Genomic DNA, 25,449 nt, shown 5'->3' with positions numbered 1-25,449 from the left:
GCCTGCCTCAGGCGACGCCCGTCAGGCCCCCAACGTCATGCAGCGTGAGCCAGAATTGATCGAGCGTATTGGGATGCTCGTCGACGATGTTGGTCCCATCGAACCAGGCTACATGGCCCGCCGGCCCGGATGTCACCAATTGCCCCTGGTTGAACCACATCAGCGCGTTCTTCAGGCCCTCGCCGTCGGCCTCCTTGCCGCCATTCCAGTCTGCGATGCCGGAGCTTGGATCGGTGACGTCGACATATTTGGTCCAGGCATCCGAGCTGGTCTTGACGGCACTGCCCGCCAGCGCCGTACCGGCGAGGTTGGTGTCGATTTTGCCGTCATGGTTTGTGTCGAGATTGACCAGACCGGCCCATGCCCCCTCGCCCTTCAGCCACATCACCGCCTCGCTGATCAGGTCGTTGGGCTGGGCGACGTGGTTGTCGATGTTGAGCTGGGTGGCGATCGCCTGCTGCAGCATGATGGTGCGCGCGTCACCGCCAGTCGAGCTCGATTCGATGGAGGCGGCCAGGGAGTTCGAGATCAGCAGGGTGTGTTCGCCGGCGTCGACAGCGCCGTTGCCATTGCTGTCGCCGAGCAGCAGGTTGCCGTCGTGGCGCGGGTTGATGTCCAGGCCCCAGATGACGCCACTGTTGAAAGCGCTCTTGGTGGGATTGCTCTCGTGGCCCGTGACGCCATCCCACGCATCGGTGTGGCTGCCCCAGAAACCTTGCGTCAGCGCCTTGTTCGAGAAGCCCTCGTAGTCGCTGCTGTCGGTGGCGGTCGGCGTGCGCGGATGTCCGGCCGTGTCGACATACGCATCGGTGGTGGCCGTTGCAGTGTTCACGTAATCGCCAAGCTGCGCGATGCCGGTGGCCTTGTAATGCCAGGTCTCGCCGATGTCGAATACGCCGTCGACGTTGGTATCGCCAATGTTATGGCTGAGATCGCCCCCGAGGATCGCGGTGATTGTGACGCCCTTGTCGTCGGTGACGGCTGGATTGGCGAGCGCGACATTGCCGTCATTCGTTACATCGTAGGTCCAGGTAACCGGCTTGCCCTGGAGGATGTCGAGGCCGTGGTCGACGCCATTGGTCTTCTTGTCGAGCGTTATATGCGGGTTGGCGCCGGTATAGCCGGAATCGTCGGTGGCCGTGTCGGTCCGGGTGTGGAGGGCATCGTCGGTGAAGGAGCCGGAGGCGGTGCCGGTGTTGCTGTAAGGGCCGGTTATGGAAGTACCGCTTGCCGAGAACTTCCAGACCTCGCCGATGTCGAGCATGTTGTTGTCGTTGACGTCGCCGATGTTGGTGACATGGCCGTTGCCGGTCACCGCGACCGGCGTCACGCCGCCGTCGCTGTCGCTGACCGTGACATCGGACAGGGCGACGTTGCCGCCATTGGTTACCGTGTATTCCCACGAGATCGGTTCGCCGGTCAGGATGGTCAGATTGTCGCCCTTGGCCGCACCGTCGACCGTGACCTTGTCGATGACGATCTGCGGATCGGCGCCGCTATAGCCGGAATCGTCGGTGGCCGTGTCGGTCCGGGTGTGGAGGGCATCGTCGGTGAATGAACCGGAGGCGGTGCCGGTGTTGCTGTAAGGGCCGGTTATGGAGGTGCCGCTTGCCGAGAACTTCCAGACTTCGCCGATGTCGAGCTTGTTGTTGTCGTTGACGTCGCCGATATTGGTGACATGGCCGTTGCCGGTCACCGCGACCGGGGTCACGCTGCCGTCGCTGTCGCTGACCGTGACATCGGACAGGGCGACGTTGCCGCCATTGGTTACCGTGTATTCCCACGAGATCGGTTCGCCGGTCAGGATGGTCAGATTGTCGCCCTTTTCCGCACCGTCGACCGTCACCTTGTCGATGACGATCTGCGGATCGGCGCCGAAATAGCTGGAGCCGTCGTCGTCGGTGACTGAAACAGCACCTGCCAAAGCGGAAACGTGACCGATATTGGCATAGTCGCCGGTAATGGCCGTACCGCTGCCGGTGAAGCTCCAGGTCTCGGTGGTGTCGAGCAGATTGTTGTGATTGACGTCGCCGACGTTGAAACCGCCGCTGAGAACCGGCGCCACGACCACACCCTGGTCGTCGGTGACGGCGACGTTCGACAAGGCGACATTGCCTGTGTTGCTCACGGTGTACTGCCAACTGATCGCATCGCCGGTGAGCACGGTCAGGCCGTCGCCCGCTGCCGCTCCGTCGATCGTGACCTTGTCGATGCCAATTCCGGGCGTGTCGGTGCCGGTGCCGGGTGTCGTAAGGGTGCGCCACTCCTCGAAGCCGCCATTGGAACCTGAGAAGCTCGAAAACAGCGTCACATAGGATCCGGGTGAGACACCGGCCGCCGTGAAGTCGCTGACCGGGACCAGCACCCGATAGTCGTCCGTTCCCGAACCATGGTTGGAATCGATCAGCAGCTGATCGGGACCCAGATGGAAGACGGACGTGAACCCGGCAAAGCCTGCATTGTAGTCGGCAAGGGTCGCTCCGGCATTGGAGATGTAGATGTCCAGGCCGGTCAGCGTGATGTCGCCGTTTGCCGCGCTGTTGCTTTCGTTGAGGTCCAGCCGAAACTCGATATATTGGATGCCGTTGACAGTGATCGACTGCATGTTGCTGTATTGCAGGTCGTGGGTGAAGGACGCCTTGTTGTCGAGGACGTTGCCGTTCTGGTCGGTGTTGAAGCCCTCCTCGACACCCGTCGCCTGCAGCCGCAGGAACGAATCGTAGTTACCGGTTCCCGAACCTTCGGTCGTTGCCTCGAGAAGGACACCCGAGCCCAGATCTATTGCCATTGTTGTTTCCTCCACAGTGTCGTCCGGTCAGCGCTCATGTCGCGACCGTCTATCCAGGTTGACTGCAAGCTCCGAGCGCCCGGCTCCCGCGGAACGCGGCATACCGACGAGCGATCGTTTCGTGAAAAGAAGGGGACGCATTTGGACAAAGTTCTGGAGCGGCGGCGAAGTCTGAACTCGCCTCGCCAGCCATCGCTGGACGACGGAACACAGGTGCCGTCTTGCTGCTTGCCACGCTCACGCCCCCTAGCCCAGGCTCGCCCGATCGACGCCGACCGCCAGAACCTTAATATTCCCCTAACCATATTTCGCAGGTTGCAATGAGCACGTCCATATAACCGCGGTTATAGGCGCAAATGAAAATTCAACATCGTTAAATAGCATCGCTATTTCAGTAAAAACCACGACGTTAGCCGAACTGTATAAAACTATTTCCGTGTTTTACTATCGAAGACGAGATGAGTTGATTAAAGCCCATGATCTCATCAAATCACGAACTGGCAATGACGCACCGGAACTGCCCTGTTTTCAATCCGGCACCACGCACCTTGGTGCCGGAAGCGTATCGACATCAATTAGTAGTTGCTAATTCTTATCGGAGGCGCGATGCTGCTGCCGGGGTGGGTTATCGCATGGGGTGTGCGAGCCGGATGGGGTTGGAGCGTATGGTCACCACTGTGTTCATTGTCGACGACCATCCGCTGCTCCTGCACGGCCTGGAAAACCTGATTGCCCGCGACCCCGGCTATAGGGTTGTCGGCTCGGCGCTGGACGGCAGGAGCGCTGTGACCAGGATCAGGCAGGACTTGCCCGACATCGCGGTGATCGATCTGAACATGCCGGGGTTCAGCGGGCTCGACGTCGCCGTAGAACTCGGCAAGGAAATGCCGGCCACGCGCTGTGTGATGTTGACGGCTGGCGCGTCACAAGGCCAGCTTTACGATGTGGTCATGGCCGGCGTCGCCGGGATCGTGCTGAAGGAGTCCGCCGTCGGCACGCTGCTGAGATGCATCGACCAGGTCGCCGCCGGCGGTCACTGGTTGCCTGCCGAAATTATCGGCGAAGCCCTTGAGATTGAGGCCTCCCGCCGGATCAAATGGCAGAAGCTGTCGTCACGGCTGACCAGACGGGAATTGGAGATTGCCCGGCTCGTTGCCACGGACAAGCCATACGAGCGGATCGCGCTCGATATCGGCATCTCGAAAGGCACGCTGAAAATCCATATGAACAACATCTATCGCAAGTTGGAGGTCTCCTCGCGTGCCCAGCTTTTGCAACTGGCCGCCGGCCAGACCGGACTGAACGCCCGCATCGGAAGCGAATGAGGCCGCCATCGCAAATGCCGCGCAGCCCCCATGGCAGGCGCAAACCTGTCAATGCGCCGTCACCTTGGCCAGCCTTGGCCCGGTCTTGATGTCGACGATCTCGGGTTTCGTGCTGTCGATCACACCATCCCAGCCGCCGCCGAGCGCCTTGTTGAGGGCGATGTAGTTGGTCGCCAACAGCACGCGGCTTTGCAGCAGCGAGTCTTCCGCCGAGTAGAGCGAGCGCTGGGCGTCGAGCACGTCGAGCAGGCTGGTCTCGCCGGCCTTGTAGAGTGTGCCTTCGAGATTTGCCGCCTCGCCATAGGATTTCGCCGACGCGGCAAGCTTGCTGATCCGGATGCGCTCCTGTGCCATCAGCACCAGCGCATTCTCGACATCCTCCAGCGCGGTCAGCACCGAGGACCGGTAGGCGATGAAATACTGGTCGCGCTGCGCCCGGGCGACGTCGGCGGCCGCCTGCAACTGGCCGGCATTGAACAGCGGTACGCTGATCGTCGGCCCAAAGGACCAGCCGATCGACGAGTTCTTGCCGAGGTCGCCGAGATTGAGCGCCGCCGTGCTGATGTTCCCCGTCAGGCTGACCGAGGGATAGCGTGCCGCCTCGGCCTGGCCGACCTTGGCGGTGTATTGCGCGTATTGCCGCTCGGCCATGCGCACATCCGGGCGCGACAAAAGGATGTCGGCGGGAATGCCCGTCGGCATCGGCAGGCGCGGCGACGGGATCGGCCCGCCGCGCTTCAGCCGCACGCTGAGTGCGGCCGGCGGCCGGCCGGTGAGCACCGACAGGCGATGCACCGCCTCGGCATAGCTTGCCTCCAGCGTCGGCACCGCGGCCTCGGTGCTGGCCGCCTGCCCCATCGCCTTGGCGACGTCGGCGGCCGTCGCCGACCCTGCCAGGGCCATGGTGCGGGTGAGTTCGGCGGTCTGCCGCTGCGAAACGGCCGAGCGCCGGGCGAGCGCTATGCGGGCCTGGTAGCCGCGCGCCTGGGCGTAGTAGGACGCGACATCGCCGACCATGGTCAGAAGCGTCGAGCGCAATTCCTCTTGCGCGGCGTCGACGCCGTAGCGCGCCGCCTCGACGCCCCTGCGGTTGGCGCCGAACAGGTCGAGTTCCCAGCTGGCGTCGAAACCGGCCTGATATTCGCTGTAGATGGAATTGCTCCCCGATGTGGTCTCGGATGACTGGTTGCGCGTGACGGAACCGGAGCCGTCCAGCGACGGCAGCAACGTGCCGGCGCTTTGGCGATAGCTGGCGCGCGCCTCGCGGATCTTGGCCTTGGCGGTGGCGACGTCGAGATTGCCGGCGACCGCTTCCTCCACAAGCGTGTTGAGCTGCGGATCGCGCAGGCGCTGCCACCATTGCGACAGCTGCGCCGGCTGGACGGATTTCGTCGGTTTCTCGCCGCTCCAGTTTGCCGGCATCGGCAAGATGGGCGTGCGATAGTCGGGGCCGACGACGCATCCGGTGAGCAGAACAGCCGTGATCATGGGCACAATGAGCCGCCCCGCGGCCACCGGGCCACGTTCAAAACCTGTCATGGGAAGTTTCCTTATTGCTGGTTGGCTGTCGCCGGCTTCTCGCCCGTATCTTGTCTAGCCGCCCTGCCCTGGAAGATGCGCCGCACGGTGACGAACAGCAGCGGCACCAGGAAGACGCCGATCACCGTTGCCGCGATCATGCCGCCCATCACGCCGATGCCGACCGAGTTCTGCGCCCCCGAACCGGCGCCGCTGGCGATGGCGAGCGGCGTGACGCCGAGGATGAAGGCCAGTGACGTCATCAGGATCGGCCGCAATCGTTGTCGCGCCGCCTCCAGCGTCGCCTCGACCAGCCCCATGCCGGCCGCCTGCCGCTCTATGGCGAACTCGACGATCAGGATGGCGTTCTTGGAAGCCAGCCCGATCGTGGTCAGCAGGCCGACCTTGAAATAGACGTCGTTGGTCTGGCCGAACAGCGTTGCCGCCGCGAGCGCGCCGAAAATGCCGATCGGCACAGACAGCATGACCGCGAACGGGATCGACCAGCTCTCGTAGAGTGCCGCCAGGCACAGGAACACGACCAGGGCCGAGATCGCATAGAGCGACAGCGCCTGGTTGCCCGAAAGCCGCTCCTGATGCGACAGCCCGGTCCATTCGTGGGAATATCCGGGCGGCAGCTGCGCCACCAGCCTATCGATCTCGTCCATCGCCGCACCTGAGCTCACGCCCGCGGCCGCCGCACCCTGGATCTCGACCGCCGCCGAGCCATTGTAGCGTTCCAGCCTGGGTGAACCGAATGTCCAGTGGCTGGAGGCGAAGGCCGAGAACGGCACCATGGCGCCGCTGGCATTGCGCACCTGCCATTTGTCCAAATCCTGCGGCTGCATGCGGAAATTCGGATCCGACTGCAGATAGACCGGCTTGACGCGTCCGCGATCGATGAAATCGTTGACATAGTCGCTGCCCCAGGCGGTCGACAGCGTGTTGTTGATATCGGCAAGGCTGACGCCGAGCGCGCTGGCTTTTTCCTGGTCGATGTCGACCGAGAATTGCGGCTGGTCCTCCTGGCCGTTGGGGCGCGTGTTGGCGAGCACCTTGCTCTGGCCGGCCAGGGCCAGAAGCTGGTTGCGCGTCTGGATCAGCGCGTCATGGCCGGCGCCATTGACGTCCTGCAGGTAGAAGTCGAAGCCGTTGGTATTGCCAAAGCCCTGGATGGGGGGCGGCGCGAGCGCGAAGACCTGCGCGTCCCTGATCTTGGAGAAAGCCCCCATGGCGCGGCCGGCGATCGCCTGCGCGGCGGAAGCCGGCGATTTGCGCTGGCTGAAATCCTTCAGCCGCACGAAACCGATGCCGACATTCTGCCCGGCGCCACCAAAGCCGAAGCCCGACGCGGTGAAGACACCTTCGACCGCATCCTTCTCGTCCTTGAGATAGTGCTCGGTCACCTGTGCCAGCACGCGCTCGGTGCGGTCCTGCGTCGCGCCGACCGGCAATTGCACGCTGGTGATCAGGATGCCCTGGTCTTCTTCCGGCAGGAACGAGCTCGGCAGCCTGGAAAACATCCAGCCCATGGCAATGACGATGGCGAGGAAGACGGCCAGGAAGCGCCACGACCGGTTGATGATACCGTGCGAGCCATCGCGATAGGCTGTCGTGCCGCGGTCGAAGACGCGGTTGAACCAGCCGAACGGACCGGTCTGCGTCGCATGGTCCTTGGGCCGTCGCAGGATCGTGGCGCACAGAGCCGGCGTCAGCACCAGTGCGACCAGCACGGACAGCACCATGGCCGAGACAATGGTCACCGAGAACTGCCGGTAGATGATGCCGGTCGAGCCGCCGAAGAAGGCCATCGGCACGAACACCGCCGACAGCACGGTGGCGATGCCGACCAGCGCGCCGGTGATCTCGTTCATCGATTTTCGCGTCGCCTCTTTCGGCGAAAGGTCTTCCTCCTGCATGACGCGTTCGACATTCTCGACCACGACGATGGCATCGTCGACCAGCAGGCCGATGGCCAGCACCATGGCAAACATCGTCAGCGTGTTGACCGAATAACCGAACAGCGACAGCACGCCGAACGTGCCGAGCAGCACCACCGGCACGGCGATGGTCGGGATGATCGTCGCCCGCAAATTCTGCAGGAAGACGAACATCACCAGGAACACCAGCACGATCGCCTCGGCCAGCGTCTTGACCACCTCCTCGATCGACAGCCGCACGAAGGGCGAGGTGTCGTAGGGGTAGACGACCTCGACGCCTTGCGGGAAGGTCGAGCTCAGCCGGTTGATCGTCGTGCGTACCGCCTCCGCGGTGCTGATGGCGTTGGCGCCGGTCGCCAGATTGACCGCGAGACCCGCCGCCGGCTTGCCGTTGTAATTGGCCTGCGTCGTGTAGCTTTCAGCACCGAGCTCAACGGTGGCGACGTCGTTGAGGCGCACCAGCGAGCCGTCCGTCTGGCTCTTCAGGATGATGTTGCGGAACTGCTCGGCGGTCTGCAGCCGGCTCTTGGCGGTCACCGTTGCATTGAGCTGCTGGCCCTTGCGCGCCGGCAGGCCGCCGAGCTGGCCGGCCGAGACCTGCGTGTTCTGCGCTTCGATCGCCGAGGCCACGTCGCTCGGCATCAGCGCGTATTTGGCGAGCTTGTCCGGATCGAGCCAGATGCGCATGGCATAGCCCGAGCCGAAAAGCTGCGTCGAGCCGACGCCTTCGACGCGCTTCAGCGTGTCGTTGATGGTGCTGTCGACATAGTCGGCGAGATCGGTCGAATTCATCTTGCCGTCGCTTGAGACGAAGCCGATGACCATCAGGAAGCCGGTGGAGGATTTCGAGACCGTGATGCCGTTGCTCTGCACCACCTGCGGCAGCTGCGACTGCACCAGCTGCAGCTTGTTCTGCGTCTGCACCTGGGCGGTGTCGGGATCGGCCGCACTGGTGAAGGTCAGCGTGATCGAGGCCGAGCCGGTCGAGGTCGAGGTGGCCGTCATGTAGTCGAGATTGTCGATGCCGGTCATGCCTTGCTCGATAACCTTGGTCACCGAGTTTTCGACCGTTTGCGCATCGGCTCCGGGATAGCTGGCGCTGATGCTGACCGTTGTCGGCGCGATCTGCGGGTACTGCGAGATCGGCAGCGTGGTAAGCGCGAGCAGGCCGCCCAGCATGATCACTATGGCGATCACCCAGGCGAAGATCGGCCGGTTGATGAAGAATGCTGACATCGCTCAGTTCCCGGCCGAGGCGGCGCCTTGCGCCGGTTTCTGGCCACTATCGGCAACATTGGAGGTGGAAGGTGCGGTCGAAGAGGTCTGCGCCCGGTCCTTCACCTCGCCGGTCGTCTCGTCGATCGTCACCTCAACGCCGCTGGCATCGCCGCCTGGGCGCACCAGCTGCAGCCCTTCGACGATGACACGGTCGCCGTCGCCAATGCCCGAATCCACCAGCCAGTTGTTGCCGACGCTGTTGCGCACGGCCAGGACGCGCGTCTCGACCTTCCCTTGCGCGTTGATGACCATGGCGGTCGCCTCGCCCTTGGTGTTGCGGGTAACGGCGCGCTGCGGCACCAGGAAACTGTTCTGGGCGACACCCTCCTCGACCAGCGCGCGCACATACATGCCCGGCAGAAGCAGACGGTCAGGATTGGGGAACTCGGCCCTGAGCGCAAAGGTGCCGGTGGTCTGGTCGACATTGGCGCCGGCGAATTCCAGCTTGCCGGTCTGCCGATAGATGGTGCCGTTCTCAAGCTTCAGCTTGACGCTGACATTAGGGCCGCTGAACTTCAGCCGCCCTTCTGAAATCGCCTTGCGCAGGTTGAGCAGATTGGTGCTCGACTGGGTGACGTCGACATTGATCGGATCGAGCGAGCGGATGGTGGTCAGCACGGTTTCCTGGTTAGTGGTCACCAGCGCGCCCGGCGTCAGCGTCGATTTGTCGATGCGGCCGGCGATCGGCGCGGTGATCGAGGTGCGGTCGAGGCTGATGCGCGCCGTTTCCGCACTGGCCTTGGCCGAGGCGACATCCGCCTGAGCCTGCGCCAGCGTGGCGGCGGCATCGTCATAATCCTGTTTGGAAACAACGTTCTGCTTCAAAAGGCCGGCATAACGGTCGAACTTGGCTTGCGCCGTCGGCACCGCCGCTTCGGCTTTTTGCTGTGCCGCGACCGCGCTGTCATAAGATGCCTTGTAGCTGGCCGGATCGATGAGGTAGAGCGGCTGCCCCGCCACAACTTCGGCGCCCTCCTTGAACAGGCGCTGCCGGATGATGCCGTCCACCTGCGGGCGCACCTCGGCAACCAGCGAGGCCGCGGTGCGCCCCGGCAGTTCGGCCGTGATCGCCACCGATTGCGGATGCAGCGTGACGACGCCGACTTCCGGCTTGCCGACACCGCCCATGCCGGCCGGGGCCTTGCCCTGCTCCTGCGAGCAGGCTGCCAGGAGAACCGTGGCGGCAAGCACTGCTGCCCAGGGCGCGAGCCGGCGCTGCTTGGCCGGCAAAGAAGGCTGACTAGTCTTGACGCGCATGGTCTGAAACTTTCCCTGGGGTTGCGGTCGCCTCGGCATCGGATCGCTCGGCCGGGAGCGAACCCGGACGCCGGCCAAAACGGGCAAGACCGGGCGCGGTCGACGAGACCTGAGAGCCGACAGAGGCGATCAATATCGTGACAACGGGCTGCGCCCGCTTGCGGGCGACGTCGAGTGAAGCTTCGAAGCGGCTCATGTCGCGCGCCTTCTGCGTGGCCAGGCGACAAGCAAGGCCAAGTTCCTGGCCACAATGCCCACTGGCGCCAGCATGCCGACCGACGCGGACAAGCCAAGCGGCATGCCGGCGAGGAGCCTGAAAACGCGCGGCACTGCCCTGGACCGTGGCCACTTCATGCAATTCGGCGGTCATGATGTCCGTGGCTAATGGGTTGCCGCGAAGCCGGCAGCGACAAGCGCCAGGCGGCAAAATGCAGGCGCACCGCGCCCTTCAGCGTATCGGTCGGCAGCGCCGCCGGCGTGGCGGCATGACGGGCGCGCTGGCCGAGCGAGAGCCTCGGGCTCATCGATGCGATCAGCCGCAGCATCATCATGGCTTCCCACATTGCCGTGCTTCCATTGCGTGAATTGGTACGTGAATTGAACGGTGGGATGGCGGAACATGCCGCCATCCCACGAGACCGGCCGACCCGGGGACGGGTTGGGCGCCGGGCCGGCCGGGCAGCCGGTCGGAGTTGTCAGCCGTTCCCGGGCTGGGATGGCGGAAGCTGTCCGCCCTGGTCGGGCGGACCTCCAGCTCCGGCTGCGTCATCCGGCGGACCGCCCCAGGGACCGGGGGGTGGTCCGTGGAGGCGCTCCGCCGAAGCGAGGATTTCGAGCTGTTCGGGCGATAGCTTGGTGCGCAGCGCGGCGATCGCGTCCTTCAGCTTGGCGGCCGAGGCCGCACGCGCCGTGACCTCGTCCGCCAGCCTCTCCTGGAAGGCGAAAGGATCAGGCTTTCCAGCCGGACCCGCATCGTGACCCTTGGCCTCGCGGTCGCCAGGGACCGGACCGTCGGGGCCGCCGGCACCGCCAGGACCGCGATCATGCCGAGGCGGCGCAAGCACGGCCTGCAGCGCGCTGGTATAGTCGCGCCAGGCGTCGAGTTGCTCACTGCGGATTCCGACGCGCGTCTCCAGCGCCGCCAGCCGGGCGGCCAGCATGAATTCCGGCGGTGGTCCCATGCGGTGCGGGCCCCAACCCTGAGGACCAGGCCGCATCGGCCCATGGGGGCCGGGCATCGGGCCATGGTCCGGCCCATTCTGGAGAGCGATGACCGGCGGCTCGCCGGGCGCGGCGCCCGGATCGGGCTGTGCCGCCATCACGGGGTGGATTGCGGCGACGGAAAACAGGCCGAGCGCAAGAAGTCTGCTTCGCATGACGGTGTTCCTTTCTCTCATGCATCGGACGGCCATGAGGATAGGAAGCCTGTTTGTCCGCTTCGCGTCGGCATGTTGCCGAAGGTTTCCGCAAAGCGGCAATTTGTTTCCAAATGTTTCCCGCCCCCGGCCAGAAACATTGCGTTGCAATTTTCCATGCCGCTGGCGCGCGCTCTCCCTATAATCACCGTCGAGCCCCTATCATCACGGGCAAGGGCACGATCATGCAATCACAACCCCATATCCTGGTCGTCGACGACGACCGCGAGATCCGCACGCTGCTCGGCCGCTATCTCGACGGCCAAGGCTTTCGCGTCTCGGTGGCGGCGGACCGGCGCGAATGCGAGCAGAAGCTGGGCGCCGGCCAGTTCGACCTCGTCGTGCTCGACGTCATGCTGCCGGATGGGTCGGGACTGGACATCTGCCGCACCTTGCGCGACCGCAAGCCGCATATCCCCGTCATTCTGCTGACGGCGCTGAAGGAAGATGTCGACCGCATCATCGGCCTTGAGCTCGGCGCCGACGATTATCTCGGCAAGCCCTTCAACCCGCGCGAGCTCACCGCCCGCATCCGCGCCGTGCTGCGGCGCGCCGCGCCCGAGGAGGCGCCGGCGCCGCGCCCCCGCATCTACCGCTTCGCCAGCTACCGGCTGGAACCCGACACCCGCAAGGTGACGGATCGGCGGGGCGAGCTCATCGACCTCACCGGCGCCGAGTTCGACCTGTTGCAGGTGTTCCTCGACCGCCCCGGCCGGCTGCTGTCGCGCGACCAGCTGCTTGACCTCACGCAGGGCCGCGAGCGCGACCCGCTCGAACGCTCGGTCGACGTGCTGATGAGCCGGCTGCGCCGCAAATTCGCCGACACCGGCGATGGGCCGCTGTTCAAGACCGTGCGCAATGGCGGGTACCAGCTCACCGCGCGCGTCGAGACGGTGGAGACGCCGGCGTGAACTCGCTGCGCCGCCGCCTCATCCTGTTGCTTGTCGCCTCGATCGTCGGCGTCGTCGGCCTGGCGACGGCCGCCGTCATCAGCGTGCGCGGCGGCGGGCCGCCGCCCGAACTCGTCGTGCCCTGGGTTGCCCAGCAGATGGAACTCGTGGTGCGCCTGCTGCCAGGGCCTATCCCCGATGTGCTGCAGGTCCAATTCACCGACCATCCGGCCGGCGGCAGGATCGCCCGCGCGGAGACCGCGATGCTCACCGACATCCTGCGCCGCCGCGGCTTCAACTTGCTGGCTTTCGTCAGCGAAAGGATCGGTGGACCCGGCCAGATCGCTTCGGTGCAGTTGCCCGACAATCGCTGGGCGATCGTCGAGGTGCCCCATCTCCAGCCGCCGGGGCGCGAATGGCTGATCCTGGCAGGCTGGATCTCGCTGATCGTGGCCGGCGCCACGGCCGTCTCGGTCTATTTCACCTCGGTGCTGATCCGGCCGCTGGAGATGCTGGAGGCGGCCGTCTCCAAGATCGGTAGCGACGGCGTGCTGGCAGCGGTGCCGGAGGTGGGTTCGGCCGAGGTCAAGGCGACGGCGCATGCGCTGAACCAGCTGTCGTCGCGGCTGAAGGTGGCCATGGAAAGCCGCATGCGGCTGGTGGCCGCCGCCGGCCATGACCTGCGCACGCCGATGACGCGCATGCGGCTGCGCGCCGAATTCCTCGACGAAGACCGAGACAAGTGGCTTCATGACCTCGATGAGCTCGACCGCATCGCTGACAGCGCCATCCGCCTGGTGCGCGAGGAGGTAAATCAGGACGCCGTCGAGCCACTGGACCTGGAAAAGATGGTGCGCGACATCGAAGCCGAGATGGTCTCGCTCGGCCATGCCGTCTCGATCGGTCCTCTGGACAAGGTCTCGGTGCGCGCCGGAGCGCTCGGCCTGCGCCGCGCGCTGCGCAATCTGATCGTCAACGCCGCCACCCACGGCAAGGCCTGCGCCATCGCGCTCGCCGCCACCGACAGGCGCGCCGTGCTGACCATTTCCGACAACGGCCCGGGCATCCCGCCCGACCTGATCAACAAGGCCTTCGAGCCCTTCTTCCGCGTCGACCCCGGCCGCCAGCAATTCATCCCCGGCGCGGGGCTCGGCCTGGCCATCGCGAAGGAGATCATCGAGCGTTACGGCGGAACGGTGACTCTGGAGAACCGCAAGGGTGGCGGTTTGACGCAGACGGTGGTGTTTGCGGCGGTGTGAGGCGCCGGCAAGCCACGGTCTCTTTGCCGTGTGAAAGGCCTTTGCAACACCCTGCGGCTTGGCCGAATGCCTGTCCTTTGAGGGAAGCAAGCCGCGTGGTCGCCCGACGAAAGAAGGCGACTATGCTGCACCGCAGAAGCCAATGATTTCAGTAAATTCACCGGATAATTTTGAACGAGCCCAAATAGATAAAATGTAGATTCTAAAATCCAGCGGTCTTTTTAACGAAAATTCGGGCGCTACCTATCCCTCTGGGTAGCAATGCTTCCAATCAACCAAAGCGAGCAGGCCAATACAACTCGAACCATAAGGTTGAAATGCTGTGGAAAATCGCCAAAATCCGAAAAACCGGCGGCTTTCTGCCAATTTTTGGCCTTGCTCACATAAGTATTTCAGCTCGCAAGATTTTTTGTGTTGCGCTGCACAATGCGGTGACCGAACCATCCGCCGGGGGACTCATTTGCGACTGGACATACGCCGTGAAGGATCCCGCCGGGTTCACCGACTTGAGCCGTCCGTCCGTCGATTGCGAGATCGACGCAGGCAGGCTCGCACAGCCCGGATTTGATGGTGTCCCGCCGAATTTCGTGTGCATTGGTCTGCCGCTCGAAATCGCACGCCAGCTTCATCGCGGACATCACGCCGCCGGTGGAAGCCGCTGATGGCAAACGCCCGCGACATCCAGCTGGATGCACTCAGGGCCATCGCCGTGACGATGGTGATGTACTCGCATTTCTACGCGGCGGGAGGATCTTCGTTCTGGGGCCATATCGGCGTGCGGCTGTTCTTCGTTCTGAGCGGCTTCCTGATCACCCGCCTGCTCCTGGAAGCACGTTCGGCGGCCGCGTTTGAAGCCGGCCCGGCGCTGCGGTCCTTCTACATCAGGCGGGCGCTGCGGATATTCCCTGCCTATTTTGCCGTGCTGGGTTTCGTCTGGCTGTTTGACCTGGAGCAGTCCAGGGGATCGCTGGTCTGGCATGCGCTTTACCTGTCGAATTTCTGGTATGCGCTGCGCAATGACTGGAACCCCTGGGTGCTGTGCCATTTCTGGAGCCTGAGCATCGAGGAGCAGTTCTATATTGCCTGGCCGCTGGTCGTCCTGCTGGCCCCATACCGGCGCTTCGAACAGATCTGCATCGGCGTCATCGCGCTGTCGCTGGCCTATCGCTTCTACTGGCCGGTCACCGCCACCCCGGCGCTGGCGCGCGACCTGCTGCCGCCGGCATCCATGGACGCGCTGGCGTCGGGCGCGCTGCTTGCCTGCTGGCGGTCGAGGGGCGCCGGCCTGCCGCAATGGATGCGGCTGGGCTGGCCTGCCTTCGCGGCCGCGTTCCTGATGATCGAGTGGTTTGTCCCGGCGCCTGCCGATCCGACGCTGGAGTGGGCCCGCTGGCTGCTGCTGCAAATCCTGCCGCTGGTGCCGCTGATGGTCATCGTCGCCGCCTGTTCGCGCGGCCTTGGCGGCATCCCTGGCAGGTTTGCGGAACTGCCGCCGCTGCTCGCCCTCGGCCGTATCAGCTACGGCGTCTATCTCTATCACCCGATATTGCTGTCGCTCGCCATCAAGTCGCAGCCCTGGATTCCGCTCAATGTCTCGGAGCAAGGGCCGGGACGGTTCCTGGTTGCAAGCACCGCCACGATTGCCGTGGCCTCGATTTCCTGGCTGGTTTTCGAAAGGCCGCTCAACAGTCTCAAGCGCCACTTCCCCTATGTCAGGCGAGCCCAGGCCGGTCATGCCGGCTGGTTTGCGAGGCCGGCGCAAGCCTATCCCGGCGGATCGCCCGATGGCCGCACGCCATCCCTCGACCTCCCGCGAACGGATGCAAGACCATGACCGCCGCGCCGCTCGTCTCCGTCCTGCTGCCGGTCTACAATGCCGGACCCTACCTTGCCGCGGCACTTGGAAGCATCCTGCGGCAGGACTACGGCCGCCTGGAGGTCATCGCGATCGACGACGGCTCGAGCGACAATTCGCTCGAGATCCTCCAGCGATACCGGCAGGCCGACAGCCGCGTCTCGATCATCTCGCGCGAAAACCGCGGCCTCGTCGCGACGCTCAACGAAGGACTGGCGGTCGCGAGCGGCGAGCTGGTCGCGCGGATGGACGCCGACGACGTCGCCTATCCCTGGCGCCTGTCGCGCCAGGTGGCGCTGTTCGAACAGCGGCCCGAGCTCGGCTTCTGCGGCGCCGGCGTCGACATGTTGATCCGCGGCCGCATCGCCAGGGGCAAGCCCGATCCGGTGTTCCGGTCCGGCCGCATGCCCATATTGGCGATGTTCTTCACCATCTTCATGCACCCGACGGTCGTCTACAACAGGAAGGTCATCGAAGACGCCGACCTCAACTACGACCCGACCTACAGGCACGCCGAGGATTTCGATCTCTTCAGGCGGCTGGCCGCCCGCTACCCGGCGGCCATGATGCCCGAAAACCTGCTCGTCTACCGCGTCCATCAGGCAAGCGTGACCAGCCGCCACAGCAAGGAGATGCGCAGGACGCATTTGCGGATCGTGGCCGAGAATCTCGAGCGCGACGGCCTCGCGGAAGCCACGCGCGACCTGCGCGACATCGGCGAAGCGGTCAATTTCGACACGATGACCCGCGCGGCCGACTTCATTCTCGCCTTGGAGGAGCGGATCCGCTCGCTGCCGGACGAGACGCGGCCGAGCTTCGAGGCCGGCGCGCTCAACCTGTTCTATTTCCTCTACCAGCTCGTCGCCGACGAAAGGCAGCCCGCACTGGCGCATGAACTGCTGACGCGGACCGCGAAGTGGAACGCCATCCGCCGGCGCGAGAAATATGCGCTACGGCCGGGCGCCTGGGCGCCCTGGCTCAGCCGCGCCTCGCTGTCGGCCGGCAAGCAAGCGGACGCCGTGGAATATTTCTTCAAATCCGCGCCCGCCGCGGCGGTTCTGGCATCTCATGGGGGCGGGCTAGAGGCATGACCGTCAAAGCCCACCAACCTCTGCGGCGCGATCGTTCGACGGCGCTTGTCGGCGCCCCGGCCGGTCCGCGGCCGGATCGATCGGCGCCGGAAGTCACCTTCATCATCTGTACGCGCAACCGCGTCGCGGTGCTCGAGGCCTGCATCAAGTCGGTGCAGGCCGCGTGCCGTGCGCATGCCGGCTTCGCGGCCGAGCTCGTGGTCGTCGACAACGGCTCGAGCGACCGCACGGCGGAACGCCTGGCCGGCATCGCCGCCATGTCGGATATTCCACTGACGCCTGTTTGCGAGCCGCGCCCCGGACTGGCGGCTGCCCGTAACGCCGGGTTGAGGCGCGCCAGGGGGCGCGTGCTGGTCTTCGTCGATGATGATTGCGCGGTGCATCCCGACTATCTGCGCGACCTGGAGCGGCATTATTCTTCCGGGGAACAGGGGCTCATCCGGGGAGGCCGTGTCGAGCTGGGGGATCCCAGGGACCTGCCTTTCACGATCAAGCGATCGCGGGTGCGCGAGCGGCTGACGCCCGATATTCACCCCGGCGGCTTCGTGCTCGGCTGCAACATGACGATGCACCGCGACGTCGCGGCCCGCATCGGCTATTTCGACGAGCGCTTCGGCGCGGGCGGGCCCTTGCGGTCGGCGGAGGATACCGATTACCTCGTGCGGGCGGTGCTGCTCGGCATCCCGGTCGAGTATGTGCCCGACATGACGATATTCCACCACCATGGCCGGCGCGATCGCAAAGCCATCGAAAAGCTCCACCGCGACTACAGCCTGGGCAATGGCGGGCTCTGCCTGAAACATGTCCGCCACGCGCCCTGGCTGCTTCGCCATTTCTACTGGGCCGTGAGAGGCGCCTTGCGGGAATTGGCGGGCGGGCCCGCCTTCGATCGTGAACTCGATCTGTCGCACTGGCCGATCGTCGGCATGAATGTGCTTGGCGCGGCCAGATACGCGCTGCTCCTGCTGGCCGGACGGCCGCAGGCCGAGCCGGTGCGGCAGGACCAGCAAGCCAATGCCGAGGCCTGATGCCATTGCTCCCGCCTAGCCTGCCGATGCTGTTCCGCGCCTTCGGAACGCGGCAACTGCGCCTGGTTCCGGCCGTGGTGGGCCTCGGCCTGGTCAGCGCTGCCCTCGAAGGGTTCGGCATCGGCCTGATCATCCCGCTGCTGGGCATCATCATGGGACACGGCGACGCGACGGGAATGGCCGGCTTCTCCGCTGTTCTCCAGCAAGTCGGATCGGGCTTCAGCGAGCGCGACCGGCTTGTCGTCATTTCGGCCGCCATCCTCGGCTCGATCATCCTGAAGAACGTCTTCGCCTTCGCCAACACGCTGCTGACGACCTTCATCTCCGGCAAAGCCAGTCATTCGATCCGCAGCGCATTGTCGGAGCAGCTCCTGCGGGTCGGCTATCCCTTCTTCCTGCGGCAGAGCCCCGGACGGCTGCTCAACATCATTTCGAACGAATCCTGGCGGGCGTCGGATGCCATCCAGATCATGCTGTCGGCGATCGTCAGCGCATCGGCCGCCATCATCCTCCTGGCCTTCCTGCTTCTCCTGTCCTGGCGCATGACGCTGCTGGTCACGCTCGGGCTGGCGCTCGTCCAGATCGCGCACGCCATCCTCTCGGCCAATCTGAAGGAGCCCAGCCGCAGCGTCGCTTCGCGCAACAGCCACCTTGCCTCGCAGATGCTGCATCTGGTGCATGCCGGACGCCTGATCCGCATCTTCGGCCAGGAGGGCCGGGAGAAGGCGATCTTCGACACCGCGTCCGATGCGGTTCGCCGCGCCTCCTTCGTCCTGCAGGTCCGCCAGGGCGCATTGCCGCCGCTGACGGAGGTTCTCCATGCCATGCTGTTCCTGGCGGTGGTGATCGGCGCCTGGCTGGCGCAGGTGAGTTTCCCGCTGATCATCGCCTTCGTCATCCTGCTCTACAGGCTGCAGCCTCATATGCGGGCCCTGCAGGGCTCGTGGAGCCAGCTGCAGGGCCTGAGCGGATCGCTGGAAGAGGTGACATGGATGCTGGATCCCTCCGGCAAGCCCGGGCCGCCGCAAGGCGACGGGCCGTTCCACGGTTTGCGCCGGGGCATCGGGTTCGATGATGTGACGTTCACCTATTCCGGCACGGACCAGCGTGAGGTGGTGCTGCATGCGGCGACGTTCGACATCAACAGTGGCCGCTCGACGGCGCTGATCGGCCGCTCCGGCGCCGGCAAGACGACGATCGTCAACCTTCTGTGCCGCTTCGTGGAACCGGACAGCGGCAGGATCCTCGTCGACGGATCGCCGCTCGACCACATCGACGCCAGCCAATGGCGGCGCCACATCGCGCTGGCCAGCCAGGAGCTGGAACTGGTCGACGGCACGATCTTCGAAAACATAAGCTACGGCCAGGACGCGGCGACGCTCGCGGACGCCGAGCGCGCCGCGAAACTGGCCGAAGCACATGAATTCATCGAACGGCTGCCTCAGGGCTACGAGACGCTCGTCGGCTACAGAGGCGTCAATCTGTCGGCGGGACAGAGGCAGCGGATCGCGCTGGCCAGGGCCCTGGTGCGCGATCCCGATCTGCTCATTCTCGACGAAGCCACCAACGCGGTCGACGGGCTGTCGGAGGCGGCCATCGTCGAGACCCTGAAGTCGAGAGCGGGACGGCGCACGACCATCGTCATCAGCCACCATCACAGCACCATCTCGTTCTGCGACGACGTGGTGATCCTGAGCGGTGGCCGGGTGAAGAAGCAGGCCCCTTTCGGCGCCCTGGCGTCGCTCTCGATGGACGAGCTCTACCAGCATGAACCGCAGGACTGACAAGGGCCGGGGCCGCGATTCCCGGCGCGGCCCTAGGCAATCCGAATCAACGGCCCATGACGTGCCGCTGGCACCCTGCGCGATCGCACCAATGCCATGCGGTGCGCGGACTCGCTACCGTTCCTTCGCGGCGGACCTGTCGATCCGCCCGGGCCGGTGCCCATCGCTTACTCTCCAGATGCGGCGCCGGCCTACCCTTGCTCTGGTCATCCGCCGCCTTGCGCAAAACGGCGGCGTTCGCGGCGACGTGACGGGATGGGAGGCTGGCAACGTCGGCGGGACCGCACCCCCCTCTGCCCTGCCGGGCATCTCCCCCTCAAGGGGGAGATCAGATGTCGGGTCGGCTTTCGCCAACCACCAACGTCGCAAGGAGTGAGCTGTCGCGGAAACTGCCAATCTCCCCCCTTGAGGGGGAGATGTCCGGCAGGACAGAGGGGGGCGCCTGGCGCCAGTCTTCGAGGTACAGGTCTGGGGCGTCGCGCAGCCCCCACCCCGTCTCGCAATCTCCGCTTTGCTCCGACTGCGAGCCGACCCTCCCCACAAGGGGGAGGGTAAAGATCAGCCCGCGATCGCCATCGGCACGGCGCTCTTGTTGGGGATCTGGATATCGATCTCCAGCGTCGACATGGTCTCGCCGCGGTCCATCGAGACCTGCAGGTAATCCTGGTCGATCTGCACGTGCTTGGCGATCACCGCCATGATCTCCTCGCGCAGGATGGAGACGAGGTCGGGCTGGCTGCGGTTGCGGCGCTCATAGGCGAGCAGCACTTGCAGCCGCTCGCGCGCCACCGGCGCGCTGGAGCGCCGCTTGAAAAGGTCGAACACGTTCATGCCGCCCTCCTTCCCAACAGACGGTCGAGGAAACCTTTGCGCTCGAAGGGGACGACGACCGGCAGATCCTCGCCTTCCAGCCGCCTTGCGGCGTCGATATAGGCCTTGGCCGCGGTGTTGAGCGGCTCAGACAGCGTCACCGGCGCCCCGAGATTGGAGGCGCGCAGCACGTCCTGGCTTTCCGGAATGATGCCGAGCAGCGGCACCGACAGGATTTCCAGCACATCGTCGATGCTGAGCATTTCGCCGCGCGCGGCCCGCCCCGCGTCGTAGCGGGTGACCAGCACGTGCTTGGCGATCTGCTCGCCCTGTTCGGCGCGCATGGTGCGGGCGTCGAGCAGGCCGATGATGCGGTCGGAATCGCGCACCGACGACACTTCCGGATTGGTGACGATGACCGCCTCGTCGGCAAAGCGCATGGCGAGCTGCGCGCCGCGCTCGATGCCGGCCGGGCTGTCGCAGAAGACATAGTCGAACACCGAGCGCAGCTTGTCGATGACCTCGCCGACGCCCTCCTCGGTCAGCGCGTCCTTGTCGCGCGTCTGCGAGGCCGGCAGCAGGAACAGCGTGTCGACGCGCTTGTCGCGGATCAGCGCCTGCGACAGCTTGGCCGTGCCCTGGATGACGTTGACGAGGTCGAACACCACGCGGCGTTCGGCGCCCATGATCAGGTCGAGGTTGCGCAGGCCGACGTCGAAATCGACCAGCGCCACCTTCTTGCCGGTCTTGGCCACGGCGGCACCGAGCGCCGCCGTCGAGGTGGTCTTGCCGACACCCCCCTTGCCCGATGTGACCACCACTACCTTGCCCATGAAAAAAGCCTCCGTTGTTGTCAGTTTGTTGTCCCGGGCCGGCTTGCCGGCCTTTATTCAGTCAGCGGTCGTCAGCTCCCAAGCCGCTTCAGCTCCCAAGCCGCTTCAACTCAAAGCCTCGACGCGCAGGCCGTCGCCGTCGAGGAAGGCCTGCACCGGTTTGCCGCGCGACACCCCTTCCATCTCCTCGGCGGTGATGTACCAGCCGTCGACCGACAGAAGCTCGGCCTCGTTGCGGCGGCAGAAGATGCGCGCCGCGGTGTTGCCGAGCGCGCCCGCCGAAGCGCGCCCGCGCAGCGTGCCGTAGACATGGATCGAGCCGGCGGCGACGATCTCCGAACCGGACGCGACCGAGCCCAGCACGATGACATCGCCATGCGCGTGCATGATCGCCTGGCCGGAACGGATCGGCGTCTTGATCATCAGCGTGCCCGAATCGTAGTGCGAAACCTGCGGCTCGCTTTGGTCGGTCTTGCTTGCGCCAGCCTTGCCCTTGGCAACGCCGCCGGCGTCCGCGCCATGGTCCGGCACCCTGCCCTCGGCGGTCTTGCCGTCCGGCCTGCCGGAAGCCTCTTGCCCACCCTTGCGGCCAGACAGCAGCCCCTCCGTCGTCGCCTCCTTGGCGCCGACCAGCAAGGGCGGCAGGTCGGGCCCGAGCGAGGCCCCTTCCAGCTCGATGGCATAGATGCGGATGCCGCGTGTCCCCAGCTCCGCCACAAGTGCCGCGATCTCGCTCGGCTGCGGCTTCAAAACGTTCAGATCCAGCAGCACCGGCCGCCCGGCAAAATAGCCCGGCGAGTTGCCGATCCAGTGATCCAGCCCCTGCAGCCACTCCACCATGGGCGCTTCCGGGGTCAATGTGAAAGCGACGAAAGAACGGGCACGAAAGCGGATGGATTTGGCCTCGAGGGGGGCGGCAAAGGTCACGGCTGGCGAATCCTTACTGAGAGGTAAACGCTAGCGAGGGAATGGTTAATGAATGGTTAACGGAGGGGTGGGCAACTTGGCAGTCTTCGAGGAATTGGAAGGTCGGGCCAAACGCCAGTTGCGGCCGCTACCCCAACACCCTGAATGTCTTGATAGGGCCGTTTGCGGACTGACGGTTTTTTGGCGCACGAAGTGCAGAAGCGGACTTAAGCTTCGCATTTGGATAGCTCGACTGGTCGGAAGTGGTCCGCCTCAACGCCAACCTTTAAGTCAGTCGTTTGCCCGCGTCTCATTATTCAGGAGGACGGTTCGCTTCGGCTGATTCTCCAGGATCAGCCCCACCGACGGCTGTTGGTTGCCCAGCAAAAGCCGCGAATAATTTTCCGAATTGGGGATGCTCGCGGATCGGGTCGAAGTCGGGCTCGTTTTCAAACCAGCTCCGCTGATACCAGGTACTGTGCGGGAGGATTTTCCCAAGAAGACCCAGTGCTTTGTCGGGATCCCCCATGACGGAATACGCGCACGCGATGTTGAAGTGGGCGACAAGGTCATCCGGATCGATCGCCAGTGCGCGGGCGGCCCACTCCCTTGCCCGCTCGCGTTCGCCCAGATACGCCAGTAAAAGCGCTCCGCGGTGCGCAGGCCCGGCATTTTCCGGATGCAGTTCAAGCATACCTTCAGCCAACGCGATCCCCGCGCGCGCCCATTTCTCGGCATCCGCGAAGCGCCGGAGTCGGCGAAATATACCCGCCAGGAACATCGCCGAGACATAGTCATCGGGACGAATCTCCGCAGCGCGTTCGAAATATTTGGCTGACGCCTCGAAGTCGCCTTTCACGTAAAAATGCCTGGCGTAGAAGAAGTTCGCCTCATAGGAATTAGGGTCTAGGACGAGTGCACGCTGAAAGGCCACATTAGCCTCCTCGGGGCGCCTGTCATGCAGAAGTGCCAACCCGAGTGAGGCATGGGCCTCCGCTAGACCCGGATCGAGCGTGAGCGCCTTGGCACTCATTTCCATGATTGCTTCAGGTGATATCTGCTCGGAATGCCACACGAACAGTGCCGAGTCGCAATCAGCGATGCCGGCATATGCACGCGCATAATTGGGATCCAGTTCCACTGCCATGGCAAACATCCGGCGTGCCAGAAGCAGGTACGATTTAGTCCATTCGCGGAAAAACTCCCGCCCCCTGAGATAATAGGTGTAGGCTTCGACACTCACGGTTGGCGGCTGCTCGATCGCCTTCTTCTCCTCAGGCAAAAGCCTGACCCTGAGTTGCTCGACAATGGTGTGGGTTATCTCGTCCTGAATCGCAAAGATGTCGGTCAGGTCGCGGTCGTAGCGGTCCGCCCAGATGTGTGTGCCATCTTTCCCGTCAATGAGCTGACCAGTGACGCGCACGCGTTGGCCCACTTTGCGGACGCTGCCCTCAAGGACGTATCGGACGCCGAGTTCCCGCGCTGTCTGCTGAACCTTGATAGGCTTGCTCTTGTAGGTGAATACGGTATTGCGGGCGACGACGTGAAGTCCTGACACTTTAGACAGATCGGTGATGATGTCCTCGGTTATGCCATCGGAGAAATATTCCTGCTCCGGGTCGCCGCTCATGTTGTTGAAGGGCAGCACGGCAATCCGCGGCCTGTCCTTCTCGCGCCCGTCCTCGGAGGCGACCGCGCCACGGTCCACGCTTCCGGACGAAGCGCCAAGGGAGATGTTGTAGACGCGCACGGGCCGGTCGATGTTCTTCAGCAACTGCTCGCCCATGTCCTCGAATGTGAGGTCGAGCCGGGCTCCGACGTGATCCCGTACGGAACTAGAAACGGAAATCCCGCCCGGCTCGGCGAATGTCTCGAGCCGGGCGGCCAAATTGACACCGTCGCCGAAGATATCGCCATCCTCGACTATAATGTCGCCGAGGTTGATACCTATGCGGAAGTCAACGCGATTGGGGGCGGACACATTTGCATTTCTTTGTCGCATGCCGCGTTGGATCGCTACAGCGCAGGCGACCGCATTTACGACGCTTGGAAACTCGACAAGGAAGCCGTCGCCTGTCTGTTTGACGACGCGTCCCCGGTGGTCCGAGACGGTGGAATTGAACAACTCCTCGCGAATGCGGTTCAAAGCGGCCAGCGCACCTTCTTCATCCAGGCCCATAAGGCGGCTGTAGCCCACGACGTCAGCTGCGAGGATAGCGGTCAGTCTGCGTTCCAACTTTCCCTCTGAAGTTCAGCCGAAGCTGCGGGGCAATCTACCCTCTTGTTGACCGCAAGTCTCCTGTCTTCCGAGGGACTTGCCGATCGGGCGTGAAAATACGCCGGTCATTCCGATTCAGATACTTAGGCGCCGCATCTGGTCGGCAGCTGACATGCGAGCCCTCGCGTGAGCGTGCGGATAGCCTGCAGACGTGACTTAACCACATCCGCGATATCTGCTTTTGCGTAGAGGCAAACGCGCCCTCTACGGCCGATATCAGGCGCAAAGCTGCCGTGTGCTTAGCGGAATTAAGAGTAAACCGGTCACGCAAGCTTGCAGCGTATCGCCATCACGGTAGCCAGAGGTACGCACCGAACAGCCCTCCCTCAATGCCGCTTGAAATACTGCACCTCCCGCTCATGCTTCTCAGCCGCCTCACACGTCTCGAACGTCCCCCCGGTTCCGTCGCTTGCCGGTCTTCTCATCCTTCTTGCGTGAATAAAGCCGGTATTTGCCGTCCTTGAGTTTGCGGATCATCTCGCTCTCCCTGATCAGGATTTAGCGCCCGTCCTGGCCTTCAGTCCGAGCGCTGCCTGCTCCGTCGGGATCAACGCTGCGCCGGCCCGAACGTGGGAACGACAAAACCCCACGATCGGTTATCCCGCCGCGTGGAGTTCTTGAACGCAGCCATGCTAGCCTCCATCGAGCCGGCTGAAGCTCAGGGGCAAGTCATGTTGGATCAATGGACTGATTTCTTCGTCATGGTGGGCGGCGGCGCGGCGGGGCTTGCCGGGTTGATCTTCGTCGCGATCTCGATCAATCCCGAACGCATTGTCCGCAACGCGACGCATAAGAACCGGGCAATCAACATGCTGTCGGGCTTCAGCGCGATTTTCATGGCATGCAGCCTTGCGCTTCTGGGAGGTCAATATCTTCCGGCACTCGGCCTCGAATGGCTTTTGCTCTGGGGCATAGCAACATTCATCTTCGTCAGAGGATATGTCGTGGCCATCAAGGCGGGGATGAGTTCCATCGGGTTGACCGGGCCGCGGCTGGCGGGCGGCACGATGTGTTACCTGGCCGAGGTTGCAGGCGCGATTTTCCTCATTCTCGGGCGCGGCGTGGGCCTTTACATCGCGGCGCTTGGAACCATCGTCTTGTTGGCCTTCCTGATTTCAGGCGCATGGCTCCTCATCATCGGCATCTACGAAGAGCCGGCCAAGGGATGAGGTGGACGCCCGGCGCTGCAGACGC

20 protein-coding genes are annotated in these 25,449 nt (G+C 64.3%); 9 read left to right on the top strand and 11 right to left on the bottom strand.

The genetic code is table 11. From position 1 onward, the window contains the following. Positions 1-7: 7 nt before the first annotated feature. Entirely contained in the window at positions 8-2,788 is a 2,781-nt protein-coding gene (locus tag CK227_RS27825) for a hypothetical protein (RefSeq protein ID WP_095775159.1), read from the bottom strand. 476 nt (positions 2,789-3,264) lie between these two features. On the opposite strand from CK227_RS27825, the gene CK227_RS27820 reads away from it, so the two are divergent. Further along, positions 3,265-4,113 (top strand): response regulator transcription factor, encoded by an 849-nt coding sequence (locus CK227_RS27820; RefSeq protein ID WP_095775158.1) that lies wholly within the window; start codon positions 3,265-3,267, stop codon positions 4,111-4,113. Positions 4,114-4,161: 48 nt separating this feature from the next. Here the strand turns inward: CK227_RS27820 and CK227_RS27815 are convergent, their stop codons facing one another. The 6 genes from CK227_RS27815 to CK227_RS27795 all read right to left on the bottom strand — a co-directional run bounded on the left by CK227_RS27815 (position 4,162) and on the right by CK227_RS27795 (position 11,482). After that, the gene (locus CK227_RS27815; RefSeq protein WP_095775157.1) at positions 4,162-5,652 is read right to left on the bottom strand and encodes an efflux transporter outer membrane subunit; all 1,491 of its coding nucleotides are present in this window, start codon (positions 5,650-5,652) and stop codon (positions 4,162-4,164) included. Positions 5,653-5,663: 11 nt separating this feature from the next. Next, positions 5,664-8,807 (bottom strand): efflux RND transporter permease subunit, encoded by a 3,144-nt coding sequence (locus CK227_RS27810; RefSeq protein WP_095775156.1) that lies wholly within the window; start codon positions 8,805-8,807, stop codon positions 5,664-5,666. A 3-nt stretch (positions 8,808-8,810) separates the two neighbouring features. Next, entirely contained in the window at positions 8,811-10,106 is a 1,296-nt protein-coding gene (locus tag CK227_RS27805; RefSeq protein WP_095775155.1) for an efflux RND transporter periplasmic adaptor subunit, read from the bottom strand. After that, positions 10,090-10,476 (bottom strand): hypothetical protein, encoded by a 387-nt coding sequence (locus CK227_RS36385; RefSeq protein ID WP_142876931.1) that lies wholly within the window; start codon positions 10,474-10,476, stop codon positions 10,090-10,092. Before CK227_RS36385 ends, CK227_RS27805 begins: the two co-directional genes overlap by 17 nt. Beyond that, entirely contained in the window at positions 10,457-10,669 is a 213-nt protein-coding gene (locus CK227_RS27800) for a hypothetical protein (protein WP_095775154.1), read from the bottom strand. Before CK227_RS27800 ends, CK227_RS36385 begins: the two co-directional genes overlap by 20 nt. Positions 10,670-10,801: 132 nt before the next feature. Beyond that, entirely contained in the window at positions 10,802-11,482 is a 681-nt protein-coding gene (locus CK227_RS27795) for a hypothetical protein (protein ID WP_095775153.1), read from the bottom strand. Positions 11,483-11,706: 224 nt separating this feature from the next. Between CK227_RS27795 and CK227_RS27790 the strand changes: the two genes are divergently transcribed. The 7 genes from CK227_RS27790 to CK227_RS27760 all read left to right on the top strand — a co-directional run bounded on the left by CK227_RS27790 (position 11,707) and on the right by CK227_RS27760 (position 19,428). Continuing rightward, on the top strand, positions 11,707-12,432 hold the full coding sequence (locus CK227_RS27790) for a response regulator (protein WP_095775152.1): 726 nt from the start codon (positions 11,707-11,709) through the stop codon (positions 12,430-12,432). Next, on the top strand, positions 12,429-13,670 hold the full coding sequence (locus tag CK227_RS27785) for an ATP-binding protein (RefSeq protein ID WP_095775151.1): 1,242 nt from the start codon (positions 12,429-12,431) through the stop codon (positions 13,668-13,670). Before CK227_RS27790 ends, CK227_RS27785 begins: the two co-directional genes overlap by 4 nt. A 317-nt stretch (positions 13,671-13,987) precedes the next feature. Then, the gene (locus CK227_RS27780; RefSeq protein ID WP_095775150.1) at positions 13,988-14,332 is read left to right on the top strand and encodes a hypothetical protein; all 345 of its coding nucleotides are present in this window, start codon (positions 13,988-13,990) and stop codon (positions 14,330-14,332) included. Beyond that, the gene (locus tag CK227_RS27775; RefSeq protein ID WP_095775149.1) at positions 14,332-15,504 is read left to right on the top strand and encodes an acyltransferase; all 1,173 of its coding nucleotides are present in this window, start codon (positions 14,332-14,334) and stop codon (positions 15,502-15,504) included. Before CK227_RS27780 ends, CK227_RS27775 begins: the two co-directional genes overlap by 1 nt. Further along, positions 15,501-16,616 (top strand): glycosyltransferase, encoded by a 1,116-nt coding sequence (locus tag CK227_RS27770; RefSeq protein ID WP_095775148.1) that lies wholly within the window; start codon positions 15,501-15,503, stop codon positions 16,614-16,616. Before CK227_RS27775 ends, CK227_RS27770 begins: the two co-directional genes overlap by 4 nt. After that, positions 16,613-17,644, top strand: a complete 1,032-nt coding sequence (locus CK227_RS27765; protein ID WP_095775147.1) for a glycosyltransferase — start codon at positions 16,613-16,615, stop codon at positions 17,642-17,644. The genes CK227_RS27770 and CK227_RS27765 overlap by 4 nt, the downstream gene beginning before the upstream one ends. Further along, a complete protein-coding gene (locus CK227_RS27760) occupies positions 17,644-19,428 on the top strand; it encodes an ABC transporter ATP-binding protein (protein WP_095775146.1) in 1,785 nt (594 codons plus the stop codon). The genes CK227_RS27765 and CK227_RS27760 overlap by 1 nt, the downstream gene beginning before the upstream one ends. A gap of 558 nt (positions 19,429-19,986) precedes the next feature. Here the strand turns inward: CK227_RS27760 and minE are convergent. The 4 genes from minE to CK227_RS27735 all read right to left on the bottom strand — a co-directional run bounded on the left by minE (position 19,987) and on the right by CK227_RS27735 (position 24,213). Beyond that, positions 19,987-20,259 carry a cell division topological specificity factor MinE gene (gene minE, locus CK227_RS27750; RefSeq protein ID WP_027047075.1) on the bottom strand — a complete coding sequence of 91 codons (273 nt, stop codon included), beginning with the start codon at positions 20,257-20,259 and terminating at the stop codon, positions 19,987-19,989. After that, complete coding sequence (gene minD / locus CK227_RS27745) at positions 20,256-21,071, bottom strand: septum site-determining protein MinD (RefSeq protein ID WP_010910549.1); 816 nt, start codon at positions 21,069-21,071, stop codon at positions 20,256-20,258. The genes minE and minD overlap by 4 nt, the downstream gene beginning before the upstream one ends. A 105-nt stretch (positions 21,072-21,176) precedes the next feature. Then, positions 21,177-21,998, bottom strand: a complete 822-nt coding sequence (gene minC / locus CK227_RS27740) for a septum site-determining protein MinC (protein ID WP_095775145.1) — start codon at positions 21,996-21,998, stop codon at positions 21,177-21,179. A gap of 292 nt (positions 21,999-22,290) precedes the next feature. Continuing rightward, complete coding sequence (locus CK227_RS27735) at positions 22,291-24,213, bottom strand: adenylate/guanylate cyclase domain-containing protein (protein WP_095775144.1); 1,923 nt, start codon at positions 24,211-24,213, stop codon at positions 22,291-22,293. Positions 24,214-24,872: 659 nt separating this feature from the next. Here CK227_RS27735 and CK227_RS27725 point away from each other — a divergent pair. Further along, complete coding sequence (locus CK227_RS27725) at positions 24,873-25,424, top strand: hypothetical protein (protein WP_143750539.1); 552 nt, start codon at positions 24,873-24,875, stop codon at positions 25,422-25,424. The last annotated feature ends 25 nt before the right edge of the window (positions 25,425-25,449 follow it).

Source organism: Mesorhizobium sp. WSM4308, from assembly GCF_002294905.1.
Taxonomy (GTDB): Bacteria; Pseudomonadota; Alphaproteobacteria; order Rhizobiales; family Rhizobiaceae; genus Mesorhizobium.
This window is presented reverse-complemented; position numbering and strand designations above follow the sequence as displayed.

Coding starts and splice junctions, on each gene's coding strand:
- CK227_RS27825 (WP_095775159.1), bottom strand. CDS start 2,788: ATGGCAATAGATCTGGGCTCGGGTGTCCTTCTCGAGGCAACGACCGAA.
- CK227_RS27820 (WP_095775158.1), top strand. CDS start 3,265: ATGATCTCATCAAATCACGAACTGGCAATGACGCACCGGAACTGCCCT.
- CK227_RS27815 (WP_095775157.1), bottom strand. CDS start 5,652: ATGACAGGTTTTGAACGTGGCCCGGTGGCCGCGGGGCGGCTCATTGTG.
- CK227_RS27810 (WP_095775156.1), bottom strand. CDS start 8,807: ATGTCAGCATTCTTCATCAACCGGCCGATCTTCGCCTGGGTGATCGCC.
- CK227_RS27805 (WP_095775155.1), bottom strand. CDS start 10,106: ATGCGCGTCAAGACTAGTCAGCCTTCTTTGCCGGCCAAGCAGCGCCGG.
- CK227_RS36385 (WP_142876931.1), bottom strand. CDS start 10,476: ATGACCGCCGAATTGCATGAAGTGGCCACGGTCCAGGGCAGTGCCGCG.
- CK227_RS27800 (WP_095775154.1), bottom strand. CDS start 10,669: ATGTGGGAAGCCATGATGATGCTGCGGCTGATCGCATCGATGAGCCCG.
- CK227_RS27795 (WP_095775153.1), bottom strand. CDS start 11,482: ATGCGAAGCAGACTTCTTGCGCTCGGCCTGTTTTCCGTCGCCGCAATC.
- CK227_RS27790 (WP_095775152.1), top strand. CDS start 11,707: ATGCAATCACAACCCCATATCCTGGTCGTCGACGACGACCGCGAGATC.
- CK227_RS27780 (WP_095775150.1), top strand. CDS start 13,988: ATGCTGTGGAAAATCGCCAAAATCCGAAAAACCGGCGGCTTTCTGCCA.
- CK227_RS27775 (WP_095775149.1), top strand. CDS start 14,332: ATGGCAAACGCCCGCGACATCCAGCTGGATGCACTCAGGGCCATCGCC.
- CK227_RS27770 (WP_095775148.1), top strand. CDS start 15,501: ATGACCGCCGCGCCGCTCGTCTCCGTCCTGCTGCCGGTCTACAATGCC.
- CK227_RS27765 (WP_095775147.1), top strand. CDS start 16,613: ATGACCGTCAAAGCCCACCAACCTCTGCGGCGCGATCGTTCGACGGCG.
- CK227_RS27760 (WP_095775146.1), top strand. CDS start 17,644: ATGCCATTGCTCCCGCCTAGCCTGCCGATGCTGTTCCGCGCCTTCGGA.
- minE (WP_027047075.1), bottom strand. CDS start 20,259: ATGAACGTGTTCGACCTTTTCAAGCGGCGCTCCAGCGCGCCGGTGGCG.
- minD (WP_010910549.1), bottom strand. CDS start 21,071: ATGGGCAAGGTAGTGGTGGTCACATCGGGCAAGGGGGGTGTCGGCAAG.